Origin of the sequence: Nonomuraea endophytica, assembly GCF_014203235.1 — a bacterium.
Taxonomy (GTDB): Bacteria; Actinomycetota; Actinomycetes; order Streptosporangiales; family Streptosporangiaceae; genus Nonomuraea; species Nonomuraea endophytica.
Genome location: NZ_JACHIN010000022.1, coordinates 23,214 through 48,095 on the forward strand (window position 1 = coordinate 23,214; position 24,882 = coordinate 48,095).

23 protein-coding genes are annotated in these 24,882 nt (G+C 71.4%); 18 read left to right on the forward strand and 5 right to left on the reverse strand.

What is annotated here, in order from left to right; translation table 11 throughout:
- The first annotated feature begins 84 nt into the window (after positions 1–84).
- From recN to HNR40_RS48285, 10 genes are all read left to right on the forward strand, one after another.
- Positions 85–1,797, forward strand: coding sequence for a DNA repair protein RecN (gene recN / locus HNR40_RS48240; RefSeq protein ID WP_184974057.1), 1,713 nt, complete (start codon positions 85–87; stop codon positions 1,795–1,797).
- A 63-nt stretch (positions 1,798–1,860) separates the two neighbouring features.
- Entirely contained in the window at positions 1,861–3,057 is a 1,197-nt protein-coding gene (gene steA / locus HNR40_RS48245) for a putative cytokinetic ring protein SteA (protein WP_184974059.1), read from the forward strand.
- Complete coding sequence (locus tag HNR40_RS48250; RefSeq protein WP_184974061.1) at positions 3,054–4,031, forward strand: copper transporter; 978 nt, start codon at positions 3,054–3,056, stop codon at positions 4,029–4,031. The genes steA and HNR40_RS48250 overlap by 4 nt, the downstream gene beginning before the upstream one ends.
- Positions 4,032–4,034: 3 nt before the next feature.
- Positions 4,035–4,934 (forward strand): hypothetical protein, encoded by a 900-nt coding sequence (locus tag HNR40_RS48255; protein WP_184974063.1) that lies wholly within the window; start codon positions 4,035–4,037, stop codon positions 4,932–4,934.
- The gene (gene murJ, locus HNR40_RS48260) at positions 4,931–6,631 is read left to right on the forward strand and encodes a murein biosynthesis integral membrane protein MurJ (protein ID WP_184974065.1); all 1,701 of its coding nucleotides are present in this window, start codon (positions 4,931–4,933) and stop codon (positions 6,629–6,631) included. Before HNR40_RS48255 ends, murJ begins: the two co-directional genes overlap by 4 nt.
- A 26-nt stretch (positions 6,632–6,657) precedes the next feature.
- Positions 6,658–7,770: a glycosyltransferase gene (locus tag HNR40_RS48265; RefSeq protein WP_312896808.1), complete on the forward strand. Its 1,113-nt coding sequence runs from the start codon at positions 6,658–6,660 to the stop codon at positions 7,768–7,770.
- A 198-nt stretch (positions 7,771–7,968) separates the two neighbouring features.
- Positions 7,969–8,958 (forward strand): TerC family protein, encoded by a 990-nt coding sequence (locus tag HNR40_RS48270; protein WP_184974067.1) that lies wholly within the window; start codon positions 7,969–7,971, stop codon positions 8,956–8,958.
- Positions 8,959–9,064: 106 nt separating this feature from the next.
- Positions 9,065–9,706, forward strand: coding sequence for a phosphatidylserine decarboxylase (locus tag HNR40_RS48275; protein WP_184974069.1), 642 nt, complete (start codon positions 9,065–9,067; stop codon positions 9,704–9,706).
- Entirely contained in the window at positions 9,693–10,514 is an 822-nt protein-coding gene (pssA, locus tag HNR40_RS48280) for a CDP-diacylglycerol--serine O-phosphatidyltransferase (RefSeq protein ID WP_184974071.1), read from the forward strand. Before HNR40_RS48275 ends, pssA begins: the two co-directional genes overlap by 14 nt.
- Positions 10,515–10,552: 38 nt before the next feature.
- Positions 10,553–10,819 carry a hypothetical protein gene (locus HNR40_RS48285; protein WP_184974073.1) on the forward strand — a complete coding sequence of 89 codons (267 nt, stop codon included), beginning with the start codon at positions 10,553–10,555 and terminating at the stop codon, positions 10,817–10,819.
- Positions 10,820–10,825: 6 nt separating this feature from the next.
- On the opposite strand, the gene HNR40_RS48290 is transcribed toward HNR40_RS48285, so the two are convergent.
- Positions 10,826–11,482: an MBL fold metallo-hydrolase gene (locus HNR40_RS48290; protein ID WP_184974075.1), complete on the reverse strand. Its 657-nt coding sequence runs from the start codon at positions 11,480–11,482 to the stop codon at positions 10,826–10,828.
- 20 nt (positions 11,483–11,502) lie between these two features.
- Complete coding sequence (locus HNR40_RS48295) at positions 11,503–12,279, reverse strand: maleylpyruvate isomerase family mycothiol-dependent enzyme (protein WP_184974077.1); 777 nt, start codon at positions 12,277–12,279, stop codon at positions 11,503–11,505.
- Between the two features lie 231 nt (positions 12,280–12,510).
- On the opposite strand from HNR40_RS48295, the gene uvrA reads away from it, so the two are divergent.
- On the forward strand, positions 12,511–15,351 hold the full coding sequence (gene uvrA, locus HNR40_RS48300; protein ID WP_184974079.1) for an excinuclease ABC subunit UvrA: 2,841 nt from the start codon (positions 12,511–12,513) through the stop codon (positions 15,349–15,351).
- A 98-nt stretch (positions 15,352–15,449) separates the two neighbouring features.
- On the opposite strand, the gene HNR40_RS48305 is transcribed toward uvrA, so the two are convergent.
- A complete protein-coding gene (locus HNR40_RS48305; RefSeq protein ID WP_221341723.1) occupies positions 15,450–16,157 on the reverse strand; it encodes a DUF2306 domain-containing protein in 708 nt (235 codons plus the stop codon).
- A gap of 210 nt (positions 16,158–16,367) precedes the next feature.
- Between HNR40_RS48305 and HNR40_RS48310 the strand changes: the two genes are divergently transcribed.
- From HNR40_RS48310 to whiA, 7 genes are all read left to right on the forward strand, one after another.
- A complete protein-coding gene (locus HNR40_RS48310; RefSeq protein WP_184974081.1) occupies positions 16,368–16,793 on the forward strand; it encodes a Rieske (2Fe-2S) protein in 426 nt (141 codons plus the stop codon).
- 104 nt (positions 16,794–16,897) lie between these two features.
- Positions 16,898–17,353, forward strand: coding sequence for a Rieske (2Fe-2S) protein (locus HNR40_RS48315; RefSeq protein ID WP_184974084.1), 456 nt, complete (start codon positions 16,898–16,900; stop codon positions 17,351–17,353).
- 79 nt (positions 17,354–17,432) lie between these two features.
- Positions 17,433–17,879, forward strand: coding sequence for a Rieske (2Fe-2S) protein (locus tag HNR40_RS48320; RefSeq protein ID WP_184974086.1), 447 nt, complete (start codon positions 17,433–17,435; stop codon positions 17,877–17,879).
- A gap of 68 nt (positions 17,880–17,947) precedes the next feature.
- Positions 17,948–19,906: an excinuclease ABC subunit UvrC gene (gene uvrC / locus HNR40_RS48325; protein WP_221341725.1), complete on the forward strand. Its 1,959-nt coding sequence runs from the start codon at positions 17,948–17,950 to the stop codon at positions 19,904–19,906.
- Positions 19,903–20,772 carry an RNase adapter RapZ gene (gene rapZ / locus HNR40_RS48330; protein ID WP_184974091.1) on the forward strand — a complete coding sequence of 290 codons (870 nt, stop codon included), beginning with the start codon at positions 19,903–19,905 and terminating at the stop codon, positions 20,770–20,772. The genes uvrC and rapZ overlap by 4 nt, the downstream gene beginning before the upstream one ends.
- Positions 20,773–20,987: 215 nt before the next feature.
- A complete protein-coding gene (locus HNR40_RS48335; protein WP_184974310.1) occupies positions 20,988–21,905 on the forward strand; it encodes a gluconeogenesis factor YvcK family protein in 918 nt (305 codons plus the stop codon).
- An 84-nt stretch (positions 21,906–21,989) separates the two neighbouring features.
- Positions 21,990–22,970 carry a DNA-binding protein WhiA gene (gene whiA, locus HNR40_RS48340; RefSeq protein WP_184974093.1) on the forward strand — a complete coding sequence of 327 codons (981 nt, stop codon included), beginning with the start codon at positions 21,990–21,992 and terminating at the stop codon, positions 22,968–22,970.
- Positions 22,971–23,229: 259 nt separating this feature from the next.
- On the opposite strand, the gene HNR40_RS48345 is transcribed toward whiA, so the two are convergent.
- A complete protein-coding gene (locus HNR40_RS48345; protein WP_184974095.1) occupies positions 23,230–23,895 on the reverse strand; it encodes a hypothetical protein in 666 nt (221 codons plus the stop codon).
- Positions 23,895–24,857, reverse strand: a complete 963-nt coding sequence (locus HNR40_RS48350) for a hypothetical protein (protein ID WP_184974097.1) — start codon at positions 24,855–24,857, stop codon at positions 23,895–23,897. Before HNR40_RS48350 ends, HNR40_RS48345 begins: the two co-directional genes overlap by 1 nt.
- Positions 24,858–24,882 lie beyond the last annotated feature (25 nt).

Consider the following 24,882-nt stretch of genomic DNA (forward strand, 5'->3'; position numbering starts at 1 on the left):
AGGATCGCTTGCGCACGTGTGTTCGGACAGTGGGCTCCGAAGCCGGGTGCGACCGTAAAACGCAGGCAGCGACAGGAGTGGCCGGTGCGACCCAGGGTCGAAGAGGTCCGCATCCAGGGGCTGGGTGTCATCGACGAGGCCGTTCTCGAGCTCTCGCCGGGATTCAACGTGGTCACCGGCGAGACCGGAGCGGGCAAGACCATGGTCGTCACCGGGCTCGGCCTGCTGTTCGGCGGCCGTGCCGACCCGTCGCGCATCCGCCCCGGATCCGACAAGGCGACCGTCGAGGGCACGCTGGTCATCGAGGCCGGCGGCCGCGTCGGCCAGCAGGTCGAGGACATCGGCGGCGAGGTCGAGGACGGCGAGCTGATCATCTCGCGCACCGTCTCGGCCGAAGGCCGCTCGCGTGCCTGGCTGGGCGGGCGCACCGTCCCCGTCGGCACGCTCACCTACCTGGCCGACGACCTGGTGGCCGTGCACGGGCAGATGGACCAGCAGCGCCTCCTGCAGCCGGCCAGGCAGCGCGCCGCGCTCGACCGCTATGCCGGCGACGATCTGGTCAAGCCGCTGCGGGCGTACTCGCAGGCGTACAAGCGGCACAAGCAGGTGGCCGCGCTGCTGGAGGAGCTGACGACCCGGGCGCGCGAGCGCGCCCAGGAGGCCGACCTGCTGCGCTTCGGCCTGGAGGAGATCGAGAAGGTCGACCCCAAGCCCGGCGAGGACGTCGAGCTGCGCGCGGAGGAGGAGCGGCTCTCGCACGCCGACGCGCTGCGCACCGCGGCCACCGGCGCCCACACGGCGCTGCTCGGCGACCCGATGGAGTCCGCCGACGGCACCCACGACGTGATCTCGCTGCTGGGCGAGGCCCGCTCGGCGGTCGAGGGCGTGCGCGACTTCGACGCGCAGCTCGCCCAGGTGGCCGACCGGCTGGCCGAGGCGGGCTACCTCATCTCCGACGTGGCCACCGACCTGGCCGCCTACGCGGAGTCGATCGAGGCCGATCCGGCCAGGCTGGCGATCGTGCAGGAGCGCCGCTCGCAGCTGACCGGCCTGATCCGTAAATACGCCGAAGACAGCGCCGGACTGCTGGCCTGGGCGCAGCAGTCCTCGGCGCGGCTGACCGAGCTCGAAGGCGACGACGAGCGCATCGACGAGCTCACCCGCGAGCACGACGAGCTGACCGAGCGGCTCACCGAGCTGGCCGCCGAGCTGACCAGGGTGCGCGAGGCCGCCGCCGAGCGCTTCGGCGAGGCCGTCACCGAGGAGCTCACCGCGCTGGCCATGCCGCACGCCCGCGTGGTCGTGCAGCTCTCCCGGAGCGCCGAGTTCGGCCCCGAGGGCGTCGACGAGGTCGAGCTGCGCATGGCCGCGCACCCGGCCGCGCCGCCGCTGCCCCTGAACAAGGGCGCATCCGGCGGCGAGCTCAGCCGCGTCATGCTCGCCATCGAGGTCGTCTTCGCCGGCGCCGACCCCGTGCCCACCTTCGTCTTCGACGAGGTCGACGCGGGCGTGGGCGGCAAGGCCGCGGTCGAGATCGGCCGCCGCCTGGCCAGGCTCGCCCGCACCGCCCAGGTCATCGTCGTCACCCACCTCCCGCAGGTGGCCGCCTTCGCCGATCAGCATCTCGTCGTGGAGAAGGCCAGTGACGGCAGCGTCGTGCGCAGCGGCGTCGTCACGCTCAACCACGAGGGCCGCGTACGCGAGCTCTCGCGCATGCTGGCAGGCCTGGAAGATTCCGAGCTGGGCAGGGCCCATGCGGAAGAATTGCTCGGGCTCGCCGCTGCCGACTCTGCGTGACATATCAGACACGCCGCGCAGTGCGTGGCCCCCGGGCTCTCCGGCTCTGGCAGGATGGTCTTGATGAAGGTACCGGGGAACAAGTTGCCGGGCCTCCGCGGCAGGAAGGTCGGTGACCTTCCCGGCCTCACGGCAGTGGCGAGAATCGACCGGCGGACGAAGAGGCTAACCAAGCGCCTCCGGCCGGGGGAAATTGCGATTATCGACCATGTTGACGTGGACCGGGTCAGCGCGGAGGCACTCGTCGCGTGCGGTGCCGCCGCCGTGGTCAACGTCGCGGCGGGCATCAGCGGGCGCTACCCCAACCTGGGTCCGCAGATCCTGATCGAGGCCGGCATCCCGTTCGTCGACAACGCCACGCCCGAGCTGTTCGAGCGGGTGTCCGACGGCGAACCGGTCCGCGTCTGCGACGGGATCGTCTACGTCGGCGAGGAGATGGTCGGCAAGGGCGACGTCGCGACCGAGGAGACCGTCGAGGCCGCCATGGCCGAGGCACGAGCCGGACTTTCCGTGCAGATTGAGGCTTTCGCCGTCAACACGATGGAGTACGTTCGTGGTGAGGGCAGGCTTCTCATCGACGGAGTCGGCGTGCCGGAGATCCGCACCCCCATCGAGGGCAGGCACGTTCTCATCGTTGTGCGTGGATACCACTACAAAGAGGACATCGCCACGCTCCGGCCGTACATCCGCGAATACCGCCCCGTCCTCGTCGGCGTCGACGGCGGCGCGGACGCGCTCCTGGAGGCCGGATACCTGCCCGACGTGATCGTCGGCGACTTCGACTCCGTCTCCACCAAGGCCCTCACCTGCGGCGCCGAGCTCATCGTGCACGCCTACCGCGACGGCCGCGCGCCCGGCCTGGAGCGCGTGCACCAGCTCGGCCGCGAGGCCGTCATCTTCCCCGCCACCGGCACCAGCGAGGACATCGCCATGCTCCTGGCCGACGACAAGGGCGCCGAGCTCATCGTCGCCGTCGGCACCCACTGGACGCTGGAGGAGTTCCTCGACAAGGGGCGCTCCGGCATGGCCAGCACCTTCCTCACCCGGTTGCGCATCGGCAGCAAGCTCATCGACGCCAAGGGCGTGAGCCGGCTCTACCGCAGCCGCATCTCCACGCAGCAGCTGCTGCTGCTGGTGGGCACCGCGCTCGTCACGATGGGGGTCGCCCTGTTCAGCTCGCCCATCGGGCAGACCTGGCTCAACGGCCAGCAAGACCTTTGGAACGCCTTCATCTTCTGGCTGGTCGGACTTTTCTCGTGATCGATTTTCGCTATCACCTCGTCTCCATCGTCGCCATCTTTCTCGCGCTGGCGGTCGGCATCGTCATGGGCACCACGCTGCTGCAGAATCCGGCCATCCAGGTGGCCAAGCAGACCACGGACGGGCTGATCAAGAACAACAGCGAGCTGCGCGCCGAGAAGGACGACCTGGCCCGGCGCCAGGCCGGCAACGACTCCTTCGTCAAGGACATGACCCCGGTGCTGGCCCTGGTGGCGGGCGGGCTCAGCGGCCAGCGGGTGCTGCTGGTCGACACGCCCGGCTCCACCGCCACCCTGCGCGAGGCGCAGCAGCAGGTGCTCGACCAGGCCGGCGCGACCGTCGGCCAGCGGGTGACGATCACCGACAAGTTCCTCGCCCTCGACAGCGAGGCCGTCCTCGACGGCCTGGCGACCCAGCTCCAGCCCGCCGGCCTCACCTACACCGCCGGCGCGAGCGTCTACGACAAGGTCGCCCAGCTCCTGGCCGCCACGCTGACCACCGCCGACCCCACCCAGGCGGGCACCGCCGACACCGAGACCGCCGCCGTGCTGGCCGCGTTCGAGAAGGGCGGCTTCATCAGCGTCGAAGGCGACGTCGACAAGCGCGCCACGCTCGCGGTGGTGTTCGCGCCGGACAAGCCCTTCGAGGGCGAGCGCGCCGAGGCGCAGGCGGGCGCGCTCGTCTCCCTCGCCGCCGGCCTCGACGCCGGGAGCAGGGGAGCGCTCATCGCGGGCAGCACGACCGCGGTGGCCCCCGGCGGCGTCATCACCGAACTGCGCGACTCCGGCGACATCGGCCAGCGGGTCTCCAGCATCGACACCCTCGACATGCCCGCCGGCCGCGTCGTCAGCGTCTACGCCCTGCGCGAGCAGATCGCCGGCCGGGCCGGCCAATACGGCATCGGCACCGGCGTGACCGACTTCCAGCCGCCGGTGCCCAGTCCCACCCCCGTCCCCACCTCGTCAGGGAGCTGAACCATGGCCCGTGCCCTGCTGTGCGCGCTCGCCGGAGCCGCGCTCGGCGCCGTCGCCGCCCGCGCCGCCTACTCCGCCTTCACCTCGCGGGTGGCCGAGGCTCCCGAGAAGACGGCCACGCCGTCCGGCGAGGTCGTGGCGGCGGGCGGGCTCGGCGCCGCCGCCACCTGGACCAGGAGCAACCACCGCGGCGAGCCGATCACCCTGCTCGAAGGCCCCGCGTTCGTGGCGGGCGCGGGCGCCGCCGCCGCGCTCGCCCCCGGCCTCGATCCCCGCGTACGGCTGGCCGCCCTCCTGGCCGGAGCCGGCAGCGGCGCGCTGGGCGCCTACGACGACCTCTACGGCAGCACCTCGTCCAAGGGCTTCAAGGGCCACCTCAGCGCCCTGGCCAAGGGCGAGGTGACCAGCGGCGCGGTCAAGATCCTCGGCATCGGCGCCACCGGCCTGGCCGCCGCCGCGCTCGTCTCCCGCGGCCCCCTCGACACGCTCGCCAACGGCGCCACCATCGCCGGCGCCGCCAACCTGGCCAACCTGTTCGACCTGCGGCCCGGCCGGGCCATCAAGGTCGCGCTGCTGACCGGCGGCCCGCTGCTGGCCGCCTCGCTGCTGCGCGGCTCCCCGGCGGGCGCGGCGCTGGCCGCGGTCCCGCTGGGCGCCGCCGCCGCGCTGCTGCCCGACGACCTGGGCGAGCGCGCCATGCTCGGCGACGCCGGGGCCAACGCCCTGGGCGCCCTGCTCGGCCTGGCCGCCGTCACCACGCTCGGCCGCCCGGGACGGCTGGCCGTGCTCGGCACCGTCGCCGTCCTGACCGCCGCCTCGGAGAAGGTCTCCTTCACCAAGGTCATCGCGGGCAACCCGGTGCTCCACCGCATCGACATGCTCGGCCGCCGCCCCGCCCCGTGACCGGACGGCTGGCGCGGGGCGTCGCGGGCGGCGCGGTTCTGATCGGCGCGATCACGATCCTCGCGCGCATCACCGGCTTCGCCAAGCAGTACGTCTTCGCCCAGACCGTCGGCACCGGCTGCCTGTCCACCGCCTACTTCACCGCCAACCAGATCCCCAACATCGTCTTCGAGGTGGTGGTCGGGGGAGCGCTGGCCGGAATGGTCGTCCCTGTCCTCGCGGGCGCCGCCGCCCGCGCCCGCCCGTGGGGCGAGCCGCCGCTGGAGGAACCCGACTCCCCCGAGGCCGCCCGTGGCGCCCAGGCCGTGGCGCCCTCACCCGTCGAAGCCCACGCCTACGTGAGCCGCGTCTCCTCGGCGCTGCTCACCTGGGTGCTGGTCGTGCTGGTCCCGCTGGCCGTCGCCGTCGCGCTGCTGGCGGGCCCCATCGCCGGGCTCTTCTACGGCTCCGCGCTCCCGCCGTGCGAGGTCGAGGCCGTGCGGGCCGTCACCGCGGACATGCTGGTCGTCTTCGCCCCCCAGATTCCCCTGTACGGCGTGGCCGTCGTCCTCTACGGCGTCCTCCAGGCGCACAAGCGCTTCGCCGGACCCGCCGTCGCGCCGCTGGTGTCCAGCATCGTGGTGATCGCCGCCTACCTGGTCTTCGTCCCGGTCAGCGGCGGCACGAGCACGCCGGTCAGCCCGCTCGACCCGGGCGAGACCGTGCTGGCCGTCGGGACCAGCCTGGGCGTGCTCGCGCTCGTGCTCACCGTCGCCGGGCCCGCTCTGCGGCTCGGGCTCCGGTGGCGGCCCACGCTGCGCTTCCCCGACGGCGTGGCCGCGCAGGTGCGCGGGCTGGCGTTCGCCGGGATCGCCGGGTTGCTGGCCCAGCAGGCGGCCATGGTCGTGGTGCTGTACCTGTCCAACGGGATCGGCGTGGGGGCGATCGCGGTCTACAACTACGCGTGGGCGATCTACCTGGTGCCTTACGCGGTGCTGGCCGTACCCATCGCGACCAGTGCTTTTCCCGGGCTGTCCGCGCGGGCGGAGAGCGGCGACGAGGCGGGTTTCGCGGGCCTGGCCGCGCGCACGACGCGGGCGGTCGTGCTGGTGTCGGGGCTCGCGGCGGGGGCGCTGGCGGCGATGTCCGGGCCGGGCGCGGAGGTGTTCCTGCTGGGGTCGGAGTCCGCGGTGCCGCACGCGCAGTTCGCGCGGACGATCGCGCTGTTCGCGCCGGGCCTGATCGGGTACGGGCTGATCGCGCACCTGAGCCGGGTGCTGTACGCGGCGGGCAAGGGCCGGGAGGCGGCCGCCGGGACCGTGGCCGGTTGGCTGGTGGTGATGGCGGCGCAGGCCGGGTTCGTGCTGGTGCTGCCGGACGGGTGGGAGATCGCCGGGATGGCGCTCGGGATGAGCGTGGGGATGACCGTGGGCGGGATCTGGCTGCTGGTGGCGGTGCTGCGGGCGCGTGGCGGGGCGGCGGCCGCCGGGCTGGTCAGGGCGGCGTTCGCGGCGGTGGCCGGAGGGGCGGCGGGATTCCTGGCGGGCGCGTGGGCGGCGGGACTGGTCGGCGCCGAAGGACTGTGGCCCCGGCTGGGAGCCACGGTGCTGGGCGGGGCGGTCGCGATCGTGGCGGGGGCCGCGGTGGCGGCGCTGCTGGACCGCGACGACGCCCACGCCCTGGCCGCGATGGCCACGCGGCGTCGAGCGGACCGGTAATGCGGATGGTTGAGAGGAGAAGCGGCGTGCGGGTGGTCTTCGTGCTCGGAACCACGTCCGGCGGGACCGGGCGGCACGTGCTCATGCTGGCCGAAGGCCTGGTACGCCGCGGGCACCAGGTGGTCGTCGCCGCGCCCTCGGCCGTCGGCGAGACGTTCGGGTTCGGCGCGGCAGGGGCGCGGTTCGTCCCGGTCGCCGTCTCCGACCGGCCGCACCCGGCCCGCGACCTGGCGGCGGTCGCCCAGATCCGCCGCATCACCCGCGAGGCCGACGTCGTGCACGCTCACGGGCTGCGCGCGGGCGCCCTCGCCGTCCTGGCCGGGCTCGGCCGGTCCCGGCCCCGGTCTGCCCGGACTTCCGCGGTGAGGAGAGCCGGACGCCCGGCGCTGGTGGTGACGCTGCACAACGCGCTCACCGCCGGAGGCTTCGTCGGCGCCGTCTACGGCGTGCTGGAGCGGATCGTGGCACGGGGCGCCGACCGGGTGCTGGTCGTCTCACCGGACCTGGGCGAGCGGATGACCGCGCTCGGCGCCGGGGACGTGCGCCCGGCCGTGGTGCCCGCGCCCGTCCCCAGGCCGCCGTCACCCACCGCCGCCCAGGTGCGCGAGGAGCTCGGCGCCGGGGAGCGGCCCGTGGTGCTGACGGTCGCGCGGCTGGCGCAGCAGAAGGGGCTGGAGTTCCTGCTGGACGTGGCGGCCGGTCCCTGGGGCGCGCGGGAGCCGATGTTCGCGATCGCGGGGGAGGGGCCGCTGAAGCGGGAGCTCCAGGAACGTATAGAGAAGGAGAAGCTGCCCGTGTGGCTGCTGGGCAACCGCGACGACGTGCCCGATCTGCTGGCCGCGGCCGACGTCGTGTTCTGGCCGAGCCGCTGGGAGGGGCAGCCGCTCAGCCTCAGCGAGGCGCTCATGGCCGGCCGTCCCGTGGTGGCCACCGAGGTGGGCGGCATTCCTGACCTGCTGGGGGGCGCCGGGACGCTGGTGCCGTACGGGGATGTGGGGGCGGCGCGCGCGGCCGTACGGGCGCTGCTGGAGGAGCCCGGAGCGGCGGAGCGGCAGGCTCGGGCGGCCGCGGAAAGGGGCGCGGCGCTGCCCCGCGACGACGACGCGGTGGCCGCTGTGCTGGGCGTCTACAACGTGTGATGATCCCCGGGAAGATTAGGTCGCGACTCCGCGTTCTCCTATACTGCGTTGGTTAGGGGAGGGGAGTATCCCTTCGCGGCAGCCTCGTCATCACGGTGTAGCCCCGCTCCACGGGGCCCCCGGGGCTGCCGGTCGGCCGATCAAGGCCGGCGGGAGAGACCTCCGGCTGTCAGTCATGCGTGCCGGAGGTAGGAAAACGTGACCGTACCCGTGTGGGCCTGGATCGCCGTGATCGGCGGGCTCCTCCTGGTCATCGCCATCGATCTGTGGATCGTCGACAGGGGCGAAGCCCGCGAGTTCTCCATGCGGCAGGCGACGTACTGGGTCTCCTTCTACGTCGCGCTCGCCATCGCTTTCGGCGTGCTGTTGTGGGTGACCGAGGGGGGCGGCAAGGCCGGTGAGTTCTTCGCCGGTTACATCACCGAATACAGCCTGAGCGTCGACAACCTCTTCATCTTCTTCATCATCATGAGCCGCTTCGCGGTGCCGAAGCAGTACCAGCACAAGGTGCTGCTGGTCGGCATCCTGATGGCGCTGGTCATGCGCGGCATCTTCATCGCGCTCGGCGCGGCCGCCCTCGAACGGTTCAGCTGGCTCTTCTACGTCTTCGGCGCCTTCCTCGTCTACACCGCGATCAACATCGTCCGCCAGCACCTCAAGGGCGACGACGAGGACTTCCAGGAGAACGCGGTGCTGCGGTGGGTGCGCAGGGCGTTCCCGACCACCCCCGACTACGTCGGCTCCAAGGTCATGGTCAAGATCCACGGCCGCCGCATGGTCACCCCGATGCTCATCGTCATGGTCGCCATCGGCACCACCGACCTGCTGTTCGCGCTCGACTCCATCCCCGCCATCTTCGGGCTCACCAAGGACCCGTTCATCGTCTTCACCGCCAACGCGTTCGCCCTGATGGGCCTGCGCCAGCTCTACTTCCTGCTCGGCGGGCTCCTCCAGCGCCTGGTCTACATCAGCTACGGCCTGGCGTTCATCCTCGGCTTCATCGGGGTTAAGCTGGTTCTGGAGGCTCTGCACGCCAGCGAAGTCTCCTGGGCGCCCACCGTGCCCATCCAGCTTTCGCTCGCGGTCATCGGCGCCACGATGGTCGTCACCACCGTCGCCAGCCTGCTCAAGTCCCGCAGCGACGCGCGCAAGGGCGTGAAGAGCGCAAGCCAGAGCGGGGCTAGCTAAAAGGCGTTCTAGGCGCTTTGCTGTGTCTAGTTGCGTCGTGTCATAGTTGCAAGTTCTGTAACATCACGGCAAAGCGCCGGTTCGTTCACCACTCCAAAGGTTGTCCGTGTCAGACGATTCAGCTAAGACCGCCCGCGTGCGCCTCGCGCGCGGGGTGTCCCCGTGGCTCCTCCCGACCGTGGCGGCAGCCGCCGCGACCACGCTGCTCACCCGCAAGGACAAGCGCTGGGCGCTGGCCGCCGTGCCGCTGACCGCACTCACCGGCGGGATGCTCTGGTTCTTCCGCGACCCCGACCGGACGCCCGGTCAGGGGCGCGTCCTGTCGCCCGCCGACGGCGTGGTGCAGAGCATCGACCCGTGGCCGGACGGCCGGACCCGGGTGGCGATCTTCATGAGTCCGCTGAACGTGCACGTCAACCGGGCACCCCTTGCGGGAACCGTCACCTCCGTGCAGCATGTGGCGGGTGGGTTCCTGCCGGCATTCAACAAGGACAGCGACCAGAACGAGCGCGTGGTGTGGCATTTCGAGACCGCGCTCGGCGACATCGAGATGGTGCAGATCGCGGGCGCGGTGGCGCGCAGGATCGTGCCATACCTGAGCGCGGGGGCCAAGGTCACCCAGACCGAGCGGATCGGGCTGATCCGGTTCGGCTCGCGCGTGGACATCTACCTTCCCGAAGGCATCACGCCCGCGGTCTCCGTGGGTGAGAAGACGGTTGCGGGGGTGACCCGAATTGACCACGGCTGACGCAGGCGGCTGGCAAGCCGACGACGAGGACCCCCGTGGGCCCGTCGGCAAGGCATTCCGCCTTTCCGCCGCAGACTCCCTTTCGCTGGGCAACGCGCTCTGCGGCTTCCTGGCCGTGTGCGTGCTGGCCACCTCGGCCGTCTCCTCCTTGCAGGCCAACAAGGGCCTGGTGATCCAGCCGGGCTTCTTCGCGACTGCCGTGGTGCTGCTGCTCATCGGTGCCACCTGCGACCTGTTCGACGGTCTCGTGGCGCGGCGCTTCCGCGCCTCGGCGATGGGCGCCGAGCTCGACAACCTCGCCGACGTCATCAGCTTCGGCTTCGCGCCCGCCTTCATGGTGGTGATCTGGGGTGGCTTCAACGGCACCGTGCCCATCTGGTGGGTGCTGACCGCCGCCGCCTCCGTGCTCATCGCCGGTGTCGTACGGCTGGCCCGCTTCGCCTGCGTGAAGACCAAGAGCGGCGACTTCATGGGCCTGCCCATCCCCATGGGCTGTATGACCGTCATCTCGATCGTCATGCTGTTCGAGGCGAACGTCTGGTCGCTGCTGGCCGTGCTCGGCGTGTCCTGGCTGATGGTCAGCCGTGTGGAATACCCGAAGCCCAAGGGTCAGCTCGCCGCCGTCGTCCTCGGCTGGATCATGGTCAACGTCGCTTTCCTGACGTTCTGGGTGGCCTTCCCCCAGGGTGGCGACCTGCCGATCAAGATCGGCGCGACCATGCAGATCGCGCTCGTGGCGGCGATCCCGCTGCGGATGCTCTTCTACAAGCGCGAGCAGCGCAAGGAAGCCCACCGCGTCGACAACTGAGCCTCCTCAAGCCGGGCGTCTTCGGCTTTGATGGAGGCATGGCGCGCGAACACACTCGCACGTACTTCCTCGGCAAGCTGGCGAGGGAGCTGGAGTTCCGTGGCCTCGATGCCACGCTGCGTGCCGACCCGCCCTCGTTGCGGGTCGGCGACCCCGGTGCCCGGCTGCTGACCGAGACGGTCGACTGCGTTCCGATCGCCGAAGGCTGGTATTACCGCTGGTCCTGGGGCGAGGTGGTGGAGTCGACCACCAACCCCGCCGAGGCCGCCGACCGGATCGCCAGGATCCTCGGGCCGATCCCGTAGCTCAGCTCACCACCCCCGGGCCTTCCACTCCGGCAGCGACGGGCGCTCGGTGCCCAGCGTGGTGTCCTTGCCGTGGCCCGGGTAGACCCAGGTCTCGTCGGGCAGCCGGTCGAAGACCCGCTCGGTCACGTCGGTGTAGAGCTGGGTGAAGCGCTCGGCGTCGTCCCAGGTGTTGCCGACGCCGCCGGGGAACAGCGAGTCACCGGTGAACAGGTGCTTGGTCGTCGCGCCGCCGTCGTAGAGCAGCGCGATCGAGCCCGGCGTGTGGCCGCGCAGGTGGATGACCTCCAGCGTGACCTCGCCGACCGTGATGCGGTCGCCGTGCTCGACCAGGCGGGCCGGCTCGACGGGCAGCGCGGGCGCGTCGAGCGGGTGGGCGATCACCTGGGCGCCCGTGACCTTGGCCACCTGCTCCAGCGCCTGCCAGTGGTCGCCGTGCTGGTGGGTGGTGACGATCGTGCTGATCGGCTGCTCGTCGACCAGCGCGAGCAGCCGGTCGGCCTCGGCGGCCGCGTCGATGAGCAGGCCGTCGCCGGTCGCGGCGCAGCGCAAGAGATAGGCGTTGTTGTCGAACGGGCCGACGGCGAGCTTGGCGATGCTCAGCTCGGGTAGCTGCCGCACATCGGCAGGACCGCCGACCGTGACGTCGCCGGTGTAGGTCATGAGATCTCCTCGGGGCCCGATCACGGATAGTCGTCGGGGGGCGCCGCCGGAAGGCCGGGCGGGGCCGGAAGGCTCAGCCAGGGCGGCGGCTCAGGAACGGCGTGCCCCTCGCGCACCACCCTAATCCCCTCGCCACGCGAGCGACCCGTGAGCCAGGCGAGCACGTCCACCGGTCCGCCCGCCACCGCGGGCAGACTCCTCCCGGTTCCTCCGAGGTCGCGCCAGGTGTCCGGGGGGTCGCCCAGAAGGGTGATCTCGGCGACCGTGCTCTTATCGTGCGGCCAGCTCGCCAGGCAGTCGTGCAGCTCGCGCCGGACGAACGCGGCCGGCCAGTCGGCCGGGCCGTAGCCCGCGCCCAGGTCGGCGTGGTGGATCTCCAACTCCCTGACCCGCCTGACCAGGACGTACCAGGCGGGGTGCCAGGGCGGGCGCAGCGCGCGGACCATGCCGCTCCACGCCTGCGCGGGCTGCTCGCGGATGGCGCGGGCGAGCCGTACCGCGCCGTCCTCCAGGTCGGCGAGATGTTCCGCGGGGGTACGGCCGGCGCCGTCCTCGATGCCGGCGATCCGGTCGGCGAGCGAGGCGTACTGGGGCGTCTCGACCCCGGTCCTGGCCCAGGCGAGCAGGTTGAGCAGGCCGTCGGCGTTGCGGGCGAGGTGGGCCAGGACGTGGCCGCGGGTCCAGCCGGGCAGGTTCGACGGGGCGGACAGCTCGGCGGGCGACAGGCCGGCCGCGGTGGCCAGGAGACGGTTGGTGGCCGCCGTGATCTCGGAATGGAGCGCGGGGATGACCGTCATGGCCGCTATTCCAGCAGGGGCGGGGGTCTGTTCACCAGCGGCTGCCGCCGTACGCGGGCATAAAGGCGCAGGTCGCGCGGTTGACCTCCAAAGAGCGCCTGCCCTCGCGGCGGGAGGCCGTAGTCTGAGAGGGACGGATTTTCGGAGGCCGGGGAGCGGGCCACCGAAATTGTCGGTGCCCCCATCTACTATCCCCGTGGACCTATCCGTTTATCGACTTCCGGGATCGCCGTGGCTGACCGCCTGATCGTGCGTGGAGCACGTGAGCACAACCTCAAGGACGTCTCGCTGGACCTGCCGCGAGACTCGCTGATCGTCTTCACCGGCCTGTCCGGATCGGGCAAGTCCAGCCTGGCCTTCGACACGATCTTCGCTGAGGGCCAGCGGCGCTACGTCGAGTCCCTGTCGGCCTACGCCCGCCAGTTCCTCGGCCAGATGGACAAGCCCGACGTCGACTTCATCGAGGGCCTGTCGCCCGCGGTGTCCATCGACCAGAAGGCCACCAGCAAAAACCCCCGCTCGACCGTCGGCACGATCACCGAGGTCTACGACTACCTGCGCCTGCTGTGGGCGCGCATCGGCAAGCCCCACTGCCCGGTCTGCGCGCGGCCGATCGCCCGGCAGATGCCGCAGCAGATCGTCGACCGCGTGATGGACCTGGAGGAGGGCACCCGCTTCCAGGTGCTCGCGCCGGTCATCAGGGGCCGCAAGGGCGAATACGCCGAGCTCTTCCGCGAGCTGCAGACCAAGGGCTTCGCCCGGGCCCGCGTCGACGGCACCGTGATCAGGCTGGAAGAGCCGCCGACGCTGAAGAAGTACGAGAAGCACGACATCGAGGTCATCGTCGACCGCCTGTCGGTCAAGGACTCGGCGCGGCGCAGGCTCACCGACTCGGTCGAGACCGCGCTGCAGCTGTCCGGCGGCACGATCACGCTGGAGTTCGTCGACCTGCCCGAAGGCGACCCCGGCCGCGAGCGCTTCTATTCCGAGCACCTCTACTGTCCCTACGACGACCTGTCGTTCGAGGAGCTGGAGCCGCGCTCGTTCTCCTTCAACTCGCCCTTCGGCGCCTGCCCCGAGTGCACGGGTCTGGGCACGAAGATGGAGGTCGACCCCGACCTGGTCGTGCCCGACCCGGAGAAGACGCTGGGCGACGGCGCGCTGCACCCGTGGTCGGGCGGCCACACCAGCGAATACTTCATCCGCCTGACCGAGGCGCTCGGCCACACCATGGGCTTCACCCTCGACACGGCCTGGGAGAAGCTGCCGAAGAAGGCGCAGAAGTCGCTGTTGTTCGGCCACGAGGAGCAGGTTCACGTCCGCTACAGCAACCGCTACGGCCGCCAGCGCTCCTACTACACCACCTACGAGGGCGTCATCTCGTGGGTGCAGCGCCGCCACGCCGAGGCCGAGAGCGACGCCACGCGCGAGCGCTTCGAGGGCTACATGCGCGAGATCCCGTGCCCGGCCTGCGACGGCAAGCGCCTCAAGCCGGTCACGCTGGCCGTCACGGTCGCCGACATGTCGATCGCCGACGTGGCGAGCATGTCCATCGGAGAGTGCGCGAAGTTCCTGGCGGGGCTGAAGCTGTCCGACCGCGACATGCACATCGCCGAGCGGGTGGTCAAGGAGATCAACGCCCGGATGGGCTTCCTGCTCGACGTCGGCCTCGACTACCTGTCCATGGACCGCGCCGCCGCCACCCTCGCGGGCGGCGAGGCTCAGCGCATCCGCCTGGCCACGCAGATCGGCTCCGGCCTGGTCGGCGTGCTCTACGTCCTGGACGAGCCGTCCATCGGCCTGCACCAGCGCGACAACATGCGCCTGCTCGACACCCTCATCAGGCTGCGCGACATGGGCAACACGCTCATCGTCGTCGAGCACGACGAAGACACGATCGCCGCCGCCGACTGGGTGGTCGACATCGGTCCCGGCGCGGGCGAGCACGGCGGGCAGGTGGTCGTCTCCGGCACCGTCCAGGACCTGCTGTCCAGCGAGGAGTCGATGACCGGCGCCTACCTGTCCGGCCGCAGGTCCATCGCCATTCCCCCCAAGCGCCGCAAGCGCGACAAGAAGCGCCAGATCACGGTGAAGGGCGCCCGCGAGCACAACCTCAAGGGCGTCGACATCGACTTCCCCCTCGGCGTGTTCACCGCGGTCACCGGCGTCTCCGGCTCGGGCAAGTCGACGCTGGTCAACGACATCCTCTACAACGCCCTGGCCAAGGAGCTCAACGGCGCCCGCACGGTGCCCGGCCGCCATGCCCGGATCAACGGCATGGACCAGGTCGACAAGGTCGTCCACGTCGACCAGTCGCCGATCGGGCGCACCCCGCGCTCCAACCCGGCCACCTACACCGGGGTCTTCGACAACGTCCGCAAGCTGTTCGCGGCCACGACCGAGGCCAAGGTGCGCGGCTACCAGCCGGGCCGCTTCAGCTTCAACGTCAAGGGCGGGCGCTGCGAGGCGTGCGCGGGCGACGGCACCATCAAGATCGAGATGAACTTCCTGCCGGACGTCTACGTGCCGTGCGAGGTCTGCCACGGCGCCCGCTACAACCGCGAGACGCTGGAAGTCCACTACAAGGGCAAGACCATCTCCGAGGTGCTGGACATGCCGATCGAGGAGGCCCTCGGGTTCTTCGACGCGATCCCGGCGATCAAGCGCCACCTGCAGACGCTCAACGACGTCGGCCTCGGCTACGTCCGGCTCGGCCAGCCCGCCACCACGCTGTCGGGCGGCGAGGCCCAGCGGGTCAAGCTCGCCTCGGAGCTGCAGCGCCGCCAGACCGGGCGGACGATCTACGTCCTCGACGAGCCGACCACCGGTCTGCACTTCGAGGACATCCGCCGCCTGCTCGGGGTCCTCGGACGGCTGGTCGACGGCGGCAACACGGTGATCGTCATCGAGCACAACCTCGACGTCATCAAGACGGCCGACTGGGTGATCGACATGGGCCCGGAGGGCGGGTCCAGGGGCGGCACGCTGGTGGCGGAGGGGACGCCGGAAGACGTCGCCGCGGTGGAGGAAAGCCACACCGGGCGCTTCCTGCGCAAGATCCTGTCCGCCTGACGACGAAAGTCCGTCTGACGGGGAAACCTCCCCTGTGCGGCCGGCGCGAGCCGCACAGGGGCCTTCCGTAATTTGGGCGCGGAGGCGCCTTCCGTGGTTCAGGCGGGGGCGGGACGGCGGCGGCGCTTGGCGGCCGAGCGCTCCAGCCACCACTCGGCCAACAGCAGCGGCAGCACCCACCCCACCCACGTGGTCAGACCGGCGACCGTCTCGCCGATCTGCTGCGGCGTGCTGCCCAGAGACTCCAGGGGCACGAACGCCACGACCAGGCCGCCCCAGATCCGGTTCGTGATGATGGACATGGTCAGCGCGAAGCTGCGGATCATCCAGCGCCGGTGGTCGGTGAAGCGCCGCTGCCTGGCCATGCGCCAGCCGGCCAGCGTGCACCCCAGCCACAGCAGGGCCAGCAGGACGTTGCTCGCCCGCGCCACGTGCCCGAACGGCGTCGCCGCGCCCACCACCAGGCCCAGCAGCCCGGCGGGCAGCACCCCGGCCAGCACGTACACGCGGCCCGTGTAGCGGTGGACCTTCGGATAGCGGCCCCTGAACCACGGCCAGATCTGCAGGCAGCACGTGATCATCGCGATGGACCCGAAGATGACGTGCGACGCCAGCAGGGGGAAGTGCGGCGGGAAGAAGTCCGGCGCCGGCACCCTGGAGCCGGCCTCGTCGAAGGTCGCGTACGGGGGCAGCGAGAACGCGATGAACGCCACCGCCACCACCACAAGAGGGGCGATCCAGGGCCGGCGCCACCAGCGCACGCGCGGCGGGGCCGGTGGCTGTGGCGGGCTCATGATGTCGGTCACGGCAACTCCTTAGGGGGTCGCTGGGGTTGAGGTCCGGTGCCCGGCGACCGGACGCTGGAGGGGACGCGGTGTTCGCGTTCAGAGTCGGGCCGGGCGCTGACCGTCCGCCTACCACCCGCTGACGGGACCGCCCTGTGCGGCCAATAGATTGGTGCGACGGGTAACGACCTGGCCTGTTGGGGGTCACGGGCGACGCGGAAGGGTCGGGAAATGACAAGTTCTGAGCGCGATGTCGCCATGCCGGAAATCGGCCGCCGGACGGTGCTGGGCGCGGCCGGCGTGGCCGCGTGCGGCGTGGCGCTGGCCGGATGCGGCGGCGAGGCCGAGAGCGCGGCGCCCGGCATCAAGGGCAAGGAGATCGCCAAGGCGGCCGACGTCCCCGTGGGCGGCGGCAAGGTGATCTCCAGGTGGAAGATCGTGGTGACCCAGCCGACGGCCGGCGTCTACAAGGCGTTCAGCGCCGCGTGCACGCACAAGGGCTGCGCGGTCGCCTCGCCCAAGGAAGGCGTCATGACCTGCCCGTGCCACGGCAGCGAGTTCGACGCCAACGACGGCAAGTGCCTGAAGGGGCCGGCCACGGCGCCGCTGGCCGCCTACCAGGTCAAGGTTCAGGGCGACGGGATCATCATCGTCTGAACCGGTAATTGTGCGTGGTTCCCAGGATCCGCACGCCTCAGGCTGAACCGGTGCCGGTACGCCGGCCGTACCTGAAGTGAGCAAACGACCTGGGAGGACCGGATATGGCGGAGACGACACGCAGGGCCGTGGTGCTGGGCGCCGGCGCGGCGGTGCTGACCGCGTGCGCGGGATACGGACAGCCAGCCGGGGAGGACGCGGCCGCACCCAGTTCGGAGGCGCCGAGCTACGGCGCCACGGAGCCGAAGAAGAGCAAGAAGCCGGCCGCCGGCGGCAAGGCGCTGACGGCCACCGCCGACATCCCCGAAGGCGGCGGCAAGGTCTTCGAGAGCGAGAAGATCGTGGTGACGCAGCCGACCGCGGGGGAGTTCAGGGCGTTCAGCGCGACGTGCACGCACGCGGGCTGCACGGTCGCCGACGTCGCGGACGGCACGATCAACTGTCCCTGCCACGGCAGCAAGTACGACATCTCCGACGGTTCAGTGACCGGCGGCCCGGCGCCGAAGCCGTTGCCCAAGAAGAAGATCACGGTGGACGGAGACCAGATCAAGCTCGCGTGACGCGAGTTGATTCATGTAATTCTCACACGCGTGCGGTTGTCTGGCCCGCATGGGAGATGACCTTCAGAGCCGTAGAACGATGATCGCCGGCGTCGGCGCGGGCGGGCTGACGCTCGCGCTGGCGGCCTGCGGCGGTGGCGGCGCCGACACGGCGGCCGCGCCTTCCAGCGCACCGGCGACCTCGGACTCCGCCGCGCCGTCCAGCGCGCCCGCGACGTCGGGTTCCGCCGCGCCGCCGGCGGGCGGGCTGGCCGCTACGGCCGACGTGCCGGTCGGCGGTGGGAAGATCTTCGCGTCCGAGAAGATCGTGGTGACGCAGCCGAAGGCCGGCGAGTTCAAGGCCTTCAGCGCGTCCTGTACGCATAGCGGGTGCACCGTCGGTTCCGTCTCCGACGGGACGATCAATTGCCCGTGCCACGGCAGCAAGTTCGCCATCGCCGACGGCGCGGTGGTCAAGGGGCCGGCGACGCAGCCGTTGCCTGCCAAGGACGTCACGGTCGACGGCGATCAGATCAGGCTCGCCTGACAGCGCCGGAGCGGCCCGTCGTGCATTGTGTACGGCGGGCCGTCCCGTCGTCGCGAACCCCGGGCCGCATGAGGTTGTCGGTCGGGCGGGCTAGGCTTCTATCCGTGCCCAGCCCACTCAGCTTCCGCCCCCGATCCGGCTCGATCCCCGACTCCCCGGGGGTCTACCGGTTCCGGGACGCGCACCGCCGTGTGATCTACGTGGGCAAGGCCAAGAGCCTGCGCCAGCGGCTCAATTCCTACTTCGCGGACTTCGCCGGGCTGCACCCGCGTACCCAGACGATGCTCACCACCGCCGCCGACGTCGACTGGACGGTCGTCAGCACCGAGGTGGAGGCGCTGCAGCTCGAATACTCCTGGATCAAGGAGTTCGACCCGCGCTTCAACGTCAAGTACCGCGACGACAAGTCCTACCCCTACCTCGCGGTCACCATGGGCGACGACTTCCCCCGCGTGCAGGTCATGCGGGGCGCCAAGCGGAAGGGCACCCGCTACTTCGGCCCCTACTCCCACGCCTGGGCCATCCGCGAGACCGTCGACCTGCTGCTGCGCGTCTTCCCTGTGCGCACCTGCTCGGCCGGGGTGTTCAAGCGGGCGGGCCAGATCGGCCGCCCCTGCCTGCTCGGCTACATCGACAAGTGCTCGGCGCCGTGCGTCGGCCGGGTCACCCCCGAGCAGCACCGCGAGCTGGCCGAAGACTTCTGCGACTTCATGGCCGGCAACACCACCCGCTGGATCAAGCGCCTTGAGCAAGACATGCGCCAGGCCGCCGCCGAGCAGGAATACGAGCGGGCCGCGCGCCTGCGCGACGACATCCAGGCGCTGCAGCGGGCGCTGGAGAAGCAGGCCGTGGTGCTCGGCGACGCCACCGACGCCGACGTGATCGCGCTGGCCGAGGATCCGCTCGAAGCGGCAGTCCAGGTCTTCTACGTGCGTGGCGGGCGCATTCGCGGGCAGCGGGGGTGGGTGGTCGACAAGGTCGAGGAGACCACGCCGGGCGAGCTGGTCGAGCACTTCCTGCTGCAGATCTACTCCGAAGGCGAGATCCCGCGTGAGGTGCTGGTCCCCGAGCTGCCGCCGGAGCCGGAGGCGGTCAGCGAGCTGCTGTGTGAGCAGCGCGGCGCCCGGGTCGAGCTGCGCGTGCCGCAGCGGGGCGACAAGAAGTCGCTGATGGAGACCGTCGAGCGCAACGCCAAGGAGTCGCTGGCCCAGCACAAGATCCGCCGCTCCAGCGACCTGACCACCCGCAGCAAGGCGCTGCAGGAGATCGCCGACGCGCTCGACCTCGACCAGGCGCCGCTGCGCATCGAGTGCTACGACGTCTCCCACCTGCAGGGCGAGAACGTCGTGGCCTCCATGGTCGTCTTCGAGGACGGCCTGGCCAGAAAGAGCGAATACCGCCGGTTCGCGGTGAAGACCAAGGAAGGTGACGTCGCCTCGATCTACGAGGTGATCAAGCGGCGGTTCCGCCGCTACCTCGAAGAGCGCTCCAACACCGGCGAGCTGACGCCCGAGGCGGGCGAGGACGAGGAGGGCGTCGCCTCCGGCCCGATCGACCCCGAGACCGGCAGGCCGCGCAAGTTCGCCTACCCGCCCAACCTCGTCGTGGTCGACGGCGCCGGCCCCCAGGCCGCGGCGGCGCAACGGGCACTCGACGAGCTCGGCGTGGACGACGTGGCCGTGTGCGGCCTGGCCAAACGGCTGGAGGAGGTCTGGCTGCCCGCCGACGACCAGCCGGTCATCCTGCCGCGTTCAAGTGAGGGCCTCTACCTGCTGCAGCGGGTGCGAGACGAGGCACACCGCTTCGCCATCACCTACCATCGAGCCAAGAGGTCCAAGAGCGTGAAGGAGAGCGCGCTCGACGCGGTGCCCGGCCTCGGCCCGGCGCGCAAGCAGGCGCTGCTCAAGAGGTTCGGCTCGGTCAAGAAGCTCAAGGAAGCCACGGTGGCCGAGATCCGCGAGGTCCCCGGCATCGGCGAGGCGACCGCGGAGATGATCGTGTCGAGGCTGAAGGGGGAAGGACAGTGAGCACCACCGAGCCGGCGTTCGTGATCGTCACCGGCATGTCGGGGGCGGGGCGCAGCACAGCGGCCAAGGCACTGGAAGACCTGGGCTGGTTCGTGATCGACAACCTGCCGCCCGGGTTGCTGTTCGCCATGGCGGAGGAGGCCGGCAAGGTCAAGCTCGCCGCCGACAAGGTGGCGGCCGTCGTCGACGTGCGCAGCCTGGCCTTCACCACCGACCTCAACGCCGCCATCGAGGAGCTCGAAGGCCGCGGCGTCCGGGTCCGGGTGGTGTTCCTGGAGGCCAGCGACGAGGAGCTGGTCCGCCGCTTCGAGAACGTCCGCCGCCCCCACCCGCTGCAGGGCGAGGGCCGCCTGGTCGACGGCATCGCCCGCGAACGCGGCATCCTGCGCGAGGTGCGGGCCAACGCCGACCTGGTCATCGACACCTCCGCGCACAACGTGCACGAGCTGCGCAACAAGATCGTCGCCTACTTCGGCGGGGAGGACCGGCCCGGCCTGCGGGTCAACGTGCTCTCCTTCGGCTTCAAGTACGGCCTGCCCGTCGACGCCGACCTCGTGGTCGACTGCCGGTTCCTGCCCAACCCGCACTGGGTGCCCGACCTGCGTCCGATGAACGGGCTCGACGCTCCGGTGCGTGAGTATGTGCTCAGCCAGCCGGGTGCCAAGGAGTTCCTCGACGCGTACGAGGAGGTGCTGGGGGTCGTCGCCGCCGGCTACGTGCGCGAGGGCAAGAGCTATGCGACGCTGGCGGTGGGCTGCACGGGCGGCAAGCATCGCAGCGTGGCCATGGCCGAGCAGGTCGCCGCCCGGCTGCGCGACCGCGGGATGGAGATCCAGGTGAGCCACCGGGATGTGGGCCGCGAGTGACTGATGAACTTCCGGGCGCGGGGCACGCTTCCACGGCGGCTTCCGGCGCCCGTTCGGCGTATCCGCTCGCCGGGTCCGGGTCTTTGGCTGCTTCCGATGTGCTCGGGGTGTTGCTGGGGGATGGGGCGGCGGTGCCGTACCGGATGGAGGGGCAGATCTCCGTGCCGGCGGCGAGCGGCGGGCGGGGCGGCGGGCCGCGGCGTGACGGGCCGAGGGTGGTGGCGCTGGGCGGCGGGCACGGGCTCTACGCGTCGCTGTCGGCGCTGCGCGGGGTGACCGGCGAGCTGACCGCGGTGGTGACCGTGGCCGACGACGGCGGGTCCAGCGGGCGGCTGCGGCGTGAGCTGGGCGTGCTGCCGCCGGGCGACCTGCGGATGGCGCTGGCGGCGCTGTGCGGCGACGACGAGTGGGGCGGCACGTGGAGCGAGGTGGTGCAGCACCGCTTCCGTTCCGAGGGTGACCTGCACGGGCACGCGGTCGGCAATCTGCTGATCGTGGCGCTGTGGGAGCTGCTCGGCGATCCGGTGGCCGGGCTCGACTGGGTGGGCAGGCTGCTCAAGGCGCACGGCCGGGTGCTGCCGATGGCTTCGGTGCCGCTGGACATCGTGGCCCGGGTGGAGCTCGACGGGAACATCTCGATCGTGCGCGGGCAGGTCGCCTGCGCGCTGACGCCGGGGCGGGTTCAGGCCGTCTCGCTGGTGCCCGAGGATCCTCCGGCGCGGCCCGAGGCGATCGCGGCGGTGCGGGAGGCCGACTGGGTGGTGTTCGGGCCCGGGTCGTGGTTCACCAGTGTGCTGCCGCACCTGATGGTGCCGGAGCTCGCCAGGGCGCTGCACGAGACGCGGGCCCGCCGCCTGGTCACGCTCAACCTGGCGCCCCAGCCGGGGGAGACGGATGACTTCTCGCCGCAGCAGCACCTGGAGGTGCTCCGGCAGCACGCGCCCGATCTTTCGGTAGATGTCGTACTCGCCGACACCGGGGTGGTCGACGACCGCGACGCCCTGGAGAAGGCGGTGGCGGCGCTCGGCGGCCGGCTGGTGATGGCCGAGGTGGCGGCCTCCGACGGTTCGCCCAGGCACGACCCACGCCGACTTGCCTCCGTCCTGGACGAGATTTTCCTCCAGAAGCGCTGATCAAGGCCACCTATCGGGGGCGGCGGCCCGAAAGGTGCGAGAGACTGCTGTGAGGCCGGTCTGAATGGGGGAGGACTAACGCTTATGGCGATGACAGGTGTGGTCAAGGACGAACTGAGCCGACTGCCGGTGCTGAAGCCGTGCTGCCGCAAGGCGGAGGTCTCGACGCTGCTGCGGTTCGCCAGCGGCCTGCACCTGGTGGGAGGGCGGATCGTGATCGAGGCCGAGCTCGACACCAACGCCACCGCCCGTCGGCTGATCAAGGACATCGGCGAGGTGTTCGGGCACAAGGCGGAGGTGCTGGTGCTCGCGCCGGCGGGCCTGCGCAAGGGCTCGCGCTACGTCGTGCGCGTCTACCGCGACGGCGAGGCGCTGGCCCGCCAGACCGGGCTGATCGACAACCACGGCCGGCCGGTGCGCGGCCTGCCGCGTCAGGTGGTGGCGGGGGCCGCCTGCGACGCGGAGGCGGCCTGGCGTGGGGCGTTCCTGGCGCACGGGTCGCTGACCGAGCCGGGGCGTTCGATGTCCCTGGAGGTCACCTGCCCGGGACCGGAGGCGGCGCTGGCCCTGGTCGGCTCGGCCCGCCGGCTCAAGATCCACGCGAAGGCCCGCGAGGTGCGCGGCGTCGACCGCGTCGTGGTCCGTGACGGCGACGCGATCAGCGCGCTGCTGACCCGCCTCGGGGCGCACGACAGCGTGCTGGCCTGGGAGGAACGCCGCATGCGCCGCGAGGTGCGCGCGACCGCCAACCGGCTGGCCAACTTCGACGACGCCAACCTGCGCCGCTCGGCCCGCGCGGCGGTGGCGGCGGGGGCGCGGGTGCAGCGGGCCCTGGAGATCCTGGGCGACGACGCGCCCGACCACCTGGTGATCGCCGGGCGGCTGCGGGTGGAGCACAAGCAGGCCTCCCTCGAAGAACTCGGACAGATCGCCGACCCGCCGCTGACCAAGGACGCGATCGCCGGCCGTATCCGCCGGCTGCTGGCCATGGCCGACAAACGCGCCTCCGACCTGGGCATCCCCAGCACCGAGGCCAACCTCACCTCCGACATGCTCGCCCAGTGACCACCCAACTAGTCGTCCTGTTCTAGCTCGTAGCGGTTTCTGTCTGCGTGTTTGTTGCTGTTTCGGGCTGTTTCGGGCTGTTTCGGGCCTTGTGTCCGTTACGGCTCCCGCCCCGCCACCGCGCACGCGCCGACGTGGGCGGGCCTCTGTCCTGGCCGGTCGTGAGGGCCCACGGGGTTGCTCGCCGTGACGAGCGCCATGCTCACCGGCGGCCGCGGCGACCTTGTCACGCGTGGCGACGGTGCTGATGGCCGGTGGGTTATGGCTGTCGGTCCTGGGGCGGCATGAAGGGGGCGCCGGCCGGGCGGGGCGGCTGGACCGGGTCGAACGCGCCGCGCTTCTCGGGTGGTTGGACCGGCTCGAACGCTCCGCGCTGCTCCGGCGGCTGGACGGGGTCGAAGGCGCCGCGTTGGTCCGCGGTGCTGTGATCCTCTGGGGCGCTCGTGACGGTGGCGAGGGTGTTTCCGCGTGTGCGGCGGACCTTGAAGGCGACCAGGGTGAAGGCGAGCAGGGCGGGGATCGTGGTGAGCGTCCAGTAGGGCCAGGAATACTGGATCGGCTCCGCGTAGGCCATGGCCGCCTGCTGGAAACCGCCGAGGATGGCGTCCAGGGTGATCAGGCGTTCCTGGGCCGGGGTGGTGGAGACCACGTAGGCCGTGGGTGCGGAGCCGATGATCAGGCCCAGGGCCATGGCGGCGGCTGCGTACAGGAGGGCCAGGAGCGGGACCAGCCGGCTGCGGGGGCGGCCGGTGCGCAGGGTGAGGCCCACCACGAGACCGGGTAGCAGGGTCAGGGCGGCGGTCCAGGGCAGGCCGTCGGCCGTCTGCGTGATGACCGGGGGCAGGCGGTCGCCGAAGAGCTTGGCGCTGGCGATGGCCGTGGCGCTGACGGCCATGGCGAGGAAGCCGAAGATCAGGGCACGCATCAGGATTCTCCCGGCTCTCGAGGCGGGGCGAACATGTCGGGGACCGGGCGGCGCGCGGGCGGCTGGAGCGGCTCGAACGCCCCGCGCTCCTCGGCCGGCCGCTGGGTGTGCTCAGGCTTGTCGGCACGCCGCTGGGTGTGCTCACGCTCCTCGCCACGCCGCTGGGTGTGCTCACGGTTGTCGGCACGCCGCTGGGCGGGTTCGGGCTCGTCCCCAGGTCGGCGGAACGCCTCGGGGTCCGCCACCGCCCGTGCGGCGTCGGCCCACTCGGAGGTCGCCGGGTCCTGCGCGGACTGCGCCGAGAAGGGGTCCGGGGCAGGCTGCGGGGTGAAGAGGTCCTGGGTGGGCGAGGCGGAGTGCGCGGGCGTGGTCGGCTCTCCCGGATGGGCGGACGTAGCGGTCTGGGCGAGCGTGGCGGGGGTTCCGGGGTGGTCGGCTTTGGGGGTGGTGGGTGTGGGGGTGGTGGGCGTGGGGGCGGCTGCGACGCGGTCGTGGCGGCGTAGGCGGAGGACGCGGAGGAGCGTGAGGAGGAAGGCTGGGGTGGCGGCTACTGCGACGCCTTGCCAGAAGGTTGTGGAGGCGCGGAGAAGCTCGGGCAACTCCCCGGCGATGGTCAGGGCGTGGTCGTCCAGGGACGAGAGCGGAAAGCCCGACTTGACGGAGGTGGCGAGTCCGGAGCCCACCGAGCCGATCGTGCGGGCGCCGAACGCGAACAGGGCGGCCAGGACGGGCACGATGAGGCTGCGCGGGCGGGTGAGCCACAGGGTCAGCCAGATGATCACCGCGATGACCAGGCCGAGGACGGTGTGGGCGAAAAGGCGCTGGTCGCCTGTGAACCACCTCACGTCGTACGGCAGCAGGGCGAAGCCGTAGGCGCCCGCGCTATAGGCGGCCCCGGCGACCAGCATGGCGACGAACCCGGCGAACAGCCCTCGTACCAGGCCGGATCGTGGTTGTGACATCTCAGCCCCCAGAGAATGTCGCGAA

Coding starts and splice junctions, on each gene's coding strand:
- steA (WP_184974059.1), top strand. CDS start 1,861: ATGAAGGTACCGGGGAACAAGTTGCCGGGCCTCCGCGGCAGGAAGGTC.
- HNR40_RS48255 (WP_184974063.1), top strand. CDS start 4,035: ATGGCCCGTGCCCTGCTGTGCGCGCTCGCCGGAGCCGCGCTCGGCGCC.
- HNR40_RS48285 (WP_184974073.1), top strand. CDS start 10,553: ATGGCGCGCGAACACACTCGCACGTACTTCCTCGGCAAGCTGGCGAGG.
- HNR40_RS48290 (WP_184974075.1), bottom strand. CDS start 11,482: ATGACCTACACCGGCGACGTCACGGTCGGCGGTCCTGCCGATGTGCGG.
- HNR40_RS48295 (WP_184974077.1), bottom strand. CDS start 12,279: ATGACGGTCATCCCCGCGCTCCATTCCGAGATCACGGCGGCCACCAAC.
- HNR40_RS48310 (WP_184974081.1), top strand. CDS start 16,368: ATGACAAGTTCTGAGCGCGATGTCGCCATGCCGGAAATCGGCCGCCGG.
- HNR40_RS48315 (WP_184974084.1), top strand. CDS start 16,898: ATGGCGGAGACGACACGCAGGGCCGTGGTGCTGGGCGCCGGCGCGGCG.
- HNR40_RS48320 (WP_184974086.1), top strand. CDS start 17,433: ATGATCGCCGGCGTCGGCGCGGGCGGGCTGACGCTCGCGCTGGCGGCC.
- uvrC (WP_221341725.1), top strand. CDS start 17,948: ATGAGGTTGTCGGTCGGGCGGGCTAGGCTTCTATCCGTGCCCAGCCCA.
- whiA (WP_184974093.1), top strand. CDS start 21,990: ATGGCGATGACAGGTGTGGTCAAGGACGAACTGAGCCGACTGCCGGTG.
- HNR40_RS48345 (WP_184974095.1), bottom strand. CDS start 23,895: ATGCGTGCCCTGATCTTCGGCTTCCTCGCCATGGCCGTCAGCGCCACG.
- HNR40_RS48350 (WP_184974097.1), bottom strand. CDS start 24,857: ATGTCACAACCACGATCCGGCCTGGTACGAGGGCTGTTCGCCGGGTTC.